At 69.8% G+C, this 5,387-nt stretch carries 4 protein-coding genes; all 4 read right to left on the bottom strand.

From position 1 onward, the window contains the following. The coding region (locus tag A39O_RS0105835; RefSeq protein WP_020503761.1) for a DUF4815 domain-containing protein at positions 1–1,199 on the bottom strand (1,199 nt) is incomplete at its 3' end. Further along, the gene (locus A39O_RS43785; protein ID WP_020503760.1) at positions 1,196–1,678 is read right to left on the bottom strand and encodes a hypothetical protein; all 483 of its coding nucleotides are present in this window, start codon (positions 1,676–1,678) and stop codon (positions 1,196–1,198) included. The genes A39O_RS0105835 and A39O_RS43785, both read right to left, overlap by 4 nt. Positions 1,679–1,755: 77 nt before the next feature. Then, a complete protein-coding gene (locus tag A39O_RS0105825) occupies positions 1,756–3,525 on the bottom strand; it encodes a hypothetical protein (protein ID WP_020503759.1) in 1,770 nt (589 codons plus the stop codon). Between the two features lie 3 nt (positions 3,526–3,528). Continuing rightward, complete coding sequence (locus tag A39O_RS0105820) at positions 3,529–4,611, bottom strand: baseplate J/gp47 family protein (protein WP_020503758.1); 1,083 nt, start codon at positions 4,609–4,611, stop codon at positions 3,529–3,531. Positions 4,612–5,387: the final 776 nt, after the last annotated feature.

The following is a 5,387-nucleotide window of genomic DNA, read 5'->3' as shown; positions in this document are numbered from 1 at the left end:
GCGCCCGCGCTGTCCACGCACAGCACGTCGAAACGCGGCAGATTCCAGGTGTAACTGACCTGGATCGCCGACCCGACGACCGCCCCGGACACCGTAAACCCCGTCGCGTCAGCGTTCAGCGTGGCCGGATCGACCAACTCGATATACCGGATGACCGCCGTGTAGGTGGTGCCGCTGGCCGGCTCCGCGCCGCCCGGCGCCCAGTCAATGGCATCGCTGGTCAGCAGATAGTCGGTGGTCGGGGTATAGGTGGTGGCGCCGCTGGTGACGCTGACAATCGACATCACCGAGGTGTAGGTCGGCGAGAGGAAATCCTTGCTGTTGGCGGTCGGCCCGCGCGTCTTGATGACACTCACCTCGCGGGTGATCGCCACCTGGCTGATGGCGGCGATCGGCGTGTGCCAGACCGGCACCCGCTCCGTGCCGCCGACGGCGACATGCTGCTCCAGCGCGACCGCGCTGGTCTCGGCGGCGGCGGCGTAAGCAAAGCGGCGGCCCTGCGGAAAGATCAACTCGGCGCCATTGATGCGCGCCACGCCCTCACTGATCGAGTAGACCTGCAAACCGGCGGCATCGGCCAGGCACGTCACTTTCAGGCCATCGGAGACGTACATGCCACCCGCGGACTGGCGGTCGTAGCGCGCGATGGCCAACGAGGTTGAGTCAACCTGCGGCGGCGGTTGCTTGGTCTGGACGATGCCATCGGTGACGGCATAGACGGGGTAGAAGGCCCCGGTCTGGCCGTCGTCGGCATAGCCCCACACGATCTCCACCCGCAGCCGCGCCGCGCCGGCCCTGCCTTGGTTGAGCGAGTCGATCGCCGGATCATAGAGCGCGGGGTCGGTGAGCGCCGTCACCACGGTCTCGGTCAGGCGCACGCCAATGGTGACCGCGCCCGTGGCCGGGATGGTGAACACCCGCGGCAGCACCCCGCGCACGGCGCCCGCAATATAGATGGCGCCGGCCTGCGCGTCGCAGGTGCACACGTCAGCCACGGTCGTGGTAAACACGTCGGCCCCGTTCATGACGGCCCCGTCGTGAAATAACACGTCGCTGATCGACCGCAGCCGGGCCTGGCCGGTCACCTGCATCTCGTTGAGTTCCGCCGATTGCAGCGGCGTGCCGGCCACGAACAAATGCTGATCGTAGTGCTTGGCCGGGTCGGTGCGATCGTAGTAATCGGGCAGTGAGATCGTCATAGCTCAAGTACGAAGTCAAAGAGTTGCCGCACCTGCGCGGTGCGCACGATGCCGGGAAAGCGCTCGACCGCCAGCAGAATGCCGGGCGCCGCGACNGCGTCCGGCGGGAAGTAGCGCTGCCCCGCCGGCAGTCCGGTCACCATGACCGACCCCATGAACAGCCCGGCCTCGCGCACGGTGTTGCCGGCGGCGTCGGCGTAATTGAAGTCGAAGCGCAGATGCAGATAATTGGTGGGCAGCGCCGACGGCGCATACTGGCCGGTCGGCACGAGGATGGAGCCGGCCGCGTCCGGCACGCAATAGCCGACCACCGCGGGGAGCACGCGGCCGATCTCATCAATCAGCGCGGTCGCCGTGGGTGCGACCCCGACCGGGGTCAGGTCCCAGGCGGGATCGCCGCGCCCCCAGGCGAAATGCAGCGGTTGTTCCTTGATGGCCACCGCCAGCGCGGTGCGTCCGGAGAAGGTTAAAACAGCCATGTGGACTCAGTTATCACGCGGTGCGTCAAGGGGGCTGGGCACAGCATGGCGTCACGACCGCGCAGTGACGAGTCGCGCTACGCAATCCAGGCGCCGCCCAGGACTTGCAGCGTGGCGCCATCGGGCAGCGCGGCCGGGTCCGGCAAGCCGCTGCTGTTGGGTGGGAGCCCCGCGGTCGGCACCCACCCGCTGAGCGTTTCCACCATCCAGACGCCACTCATCACTTGCAGGGTTGAGCCATCGGGCAGCGCGGCCGGGTCCGGTAAGCCATCGGCACCGGCCGGCAGCCCCCCGGCGGGGACCCACCCGGTGGCGGTTTCCACCGCCCACACCCCGCCGGTGACTTGCAGCGTGGCGCCATCGGGCAGCGTGGCGGCATCCGGTAAATCGCTGCGGCTGGGGGGCCGCTCGGTGAATTGGGTCTCCATCACCGCCCTGACCCAGGCGTCATCCGCGACCTTGCGGTACCAGTAGGGCGCCACCCACACCGCGTCGCCCGGCCGCTCGGCCGCGTCGGCCGGCCACGGCCCGTCGGTCCAGGTGGACTCCACGGCCAGGCGACACCACCGCGCCGGGGCGACGCACAGCTGCAGATACCCCGCGGCCAGGTACCAGTCGCCCGCCTGACCCGGCGCATCCGGCGCGCGCACGCCCGCCGCCGCGTCGATGGCCCACGCGGTTTCGGTCACGCGCCGCACCCAGGTGTCAGCACCGAGCGGAATGTAGTAATACCCGTCGCTCAACTGCCCGGCCGCGGGATCGAGCACCGTCAGCGGCGGATAAAACTCGTAGGTCGGCAGCGGACGCCAGGTGCGCTGATCCCACGACCCCACCCAGCCGTTGACGGCCGCCGCGGGGCGCAGTCCAGCCGTGACGAGTCCCCGCACCTCCACGCGACTGACGCGCCACAGCGGCGGCGGCCGGGAGTCGGACAGCACCAGGTTATCCGACAGCACCCAATCGCCAAGGACGCGCACCAGGGCGCCACCCCGATCGACGCGCCCGGCGGCAATCCCGCTCAGCCATCCGGTCATCACCAGGGCGGTCCCGGCCGGTTGCGTCGCGGGATCGAGCAGCAGCGTGCCCGCGGGCCGATCGGCGTTGGCGATCTCCAGCCACCGCGGCCAGTCATGCGCGCTGGGGCTGATCAGTTGCAGCGTGTGGTACTGCCACACCGGCGCCCCTTGCAAGTGCTGATCCGAACTGAGCACCGCGGTGTCACTGAGCACCACGATCTCTTGCCACGGCTCGCGCACCTGCACCACGGTGCCGTCGCCCAGTTGGCGCAGATTCTGTTCCATCCCGCGCGGCGTGTTGCGCGGGCGCATGATGGCGGCCAGGATGTAGGCGCGATACCCAGCGTCATCCATCCCGCTGGGGCGCGCGATGCCGTAGAGCCGCCCGTGCGCGTCGAGCCAATCGGCGTCGGCGCCGTCCAGGCTGACCTGTTGCGCCAGGTCCGGGGTCGCCGCGCTGATCGCCTCCAGCGCTGCTTCGACCGGCCGCGTGAGGCTATGCAGCACCGTGGTATCCGCCGACCACTCCAGCACCGCGGCGGCGGTGCCCGCGCCCTCGCGCAGCGTGACCGCGCCGCGGGCGTAGTGCGCCGGCTCAAACCACTCCAGCACGCCGCCGTCGGCTTGCAGGGCGTCCACCAGCGTGGCCACCGTGTACGTGAGTAGGTCATAGACCCGCGTCTGCCCGTCCCAGGCCAGGGTCAGCGTCTCGCGCGCAATGCACCAGTCAGTCGGGGCGGGAGTCCGCACGCGCACCACCGGGCGGCCACGCGGCGGGGCGCCGCGCAGATACTGCGGCAACTGACTCAACATGCGGGTGTAGGCGGCCACGCGCTAGGCGACCGCGGTCAGGGTCAGCGTCCCCAGGATGGGACGCTCGGCTGGTGTATAGGTCGTGCGCAGCGTCGGCGCCAACAACGCCAGATCGAGCACTCCGGCCACGGTGTAACAGGCGTTGATGATGTCCGGCACGGCAATGGCGGTGGTCGCGTTGGCAATCAGCGTCGTCAGCACACTGGTGATGCCCGTGCGCACCGTGCTGAGCGTGTAGCCGGGCTGCAAGGTCACCTGCGCGGTCACCGTCAACGGCACATCGGCCGCGGCATGGTAGAGCACCTGCGAGCCGGCCGCGCGATAGCCGGGGTTGGTGTCGTCGCCTTCGATCAGCGACGCCACGACCGCCAGCAGCGCATCGCTGGTCGCGCCGACCCCGTTGTGCACGTACAGATCGACCAATCCGGGGCGCTCCACCAGCGCGACGTAGCGCACTTGTTCGAGGATCGCCGCATCCACCACCACCGCCGCCTGCATGGCGCAATAGCGATACGCCGCCACCGTGCCGCGGGCCAGCGTCGACACCCACTCGGCAAAGCGCAGCCGCCGTTGCGCATCGGTCTCGGGGTCGCTCCCGTTGGTGATCGGCGCAAGGTTGGTCGCCGCCAGCGTGGCGGTCGCGACCCCCGGCGCGGTGATCACCGTCAAGGTGTCGGCGTTGGTGTTGGCCGCGGCTCCGGCGACCTCGGCCCGCGCCAAGATCGCGACGCGCGTCTGCCCGGCCGCCAGCGTGCCGTCGAGCACCGTCAGATAGGTCACGGTGCCGCCCAACTGCCGCACCGTGGTACCGGCCGGGATCAGCAGGTCATCCAGCCGCGGCGCGCTCAGGATGAAGGTCAGCAGCCCGCTGGCATAGACCGCCGCCTGGCGCTCAAACCCGAAGCTCTGAAACACCGCCTCGGGAATCGCGTCGTTGACCGCCTGCGCGGCCCCCATCCACACCTCATCCAGGCCGACCGCCGCCGCTTCCAGCAACGAGCGCGTCACCGACCCCACGTTAAAGTCGGTCAGCACGTCGCTGCTGACGCGCGCGTGCGCCACCAGCCGCTCAAGGATCTCCAAATAGGTCGGTGGGAGCGTCATGGCTAGAGTGTCGGTAGCTGAAAAATCACATTCAGGTCGGTGACGGTTTCGGTATTGACCGGCTGCGCCTGCACCGCGATCACCAGTTGCTCGCCGGCCACCGCCCCGGCCGCACTGATGGCCGCGGCGCGCGGGTCGCGCAACAGTGCTTGCCGGGCCAGCGCCGCGCACAGCAACGCGACCACCGGGCCATTGCCGAGCCCCAGCATCGCGGTGATGGCGCAACCGTAGTCGGGATGCGGCAGGTAAGAATCGATCGGCGTGAACAGCCGATGGCGCAGTGCCTGGGCGAAGTTATCCAGGCCAGCCGTGATCACCAGATCGCCGCCCGCGGCCACCAGATCGCCATCGCGGACCTGCACATCGGCGCCCAGGGCGGCGTCGCCCAGGGCCGCGTTGTCGTTGATCGCCCGCGCCGGGACCGACAGCCAATCGCCCCACAGCAGCACGTGCGCGACGCGCTCGGCTGGGTTCACCGACGCTATCAGGTAGGGCGGGCGCAGGCCATTGAGCGTGACCAGCTCGCGCCAGCGCTCCGCCGCACCCAGTTCGCGCGCGGCGAGCGCTTGCANGGTGTCNCCGATGCGGACCGCCGCTTGCCTCAAGCGCGCCATCGCCACTCTCCAGCCAGCGCGTTGAGGCGCTGCGTCGCGTCCCACCAGGTCAGCGCTGGGGCCGTCAGCGGATCGACGTGCAACTGCGCCAACCGCAACGTGCCGAACGGGGTGAGGGCCAAGATGGGCAGGCGTCCGGACACCCACCCGCGCGCGCCCAGC

Source organism: Lamprocystis purpurea DSM 4197 (genome assembly GCF_000379525.1).
In the GTDB taxonomy this organism is placed as follows: Bacteria; Pseudomonadota; Gammaproteobacteria; order Chromatiales; family Chromatiaceae; genus Thiodictyon; species Thiodictyon purpureum.
Note: the sequence above shows the minus strand (reverse complement) of the source record. Positions and strands in the feature narration are given on the sequence as shown.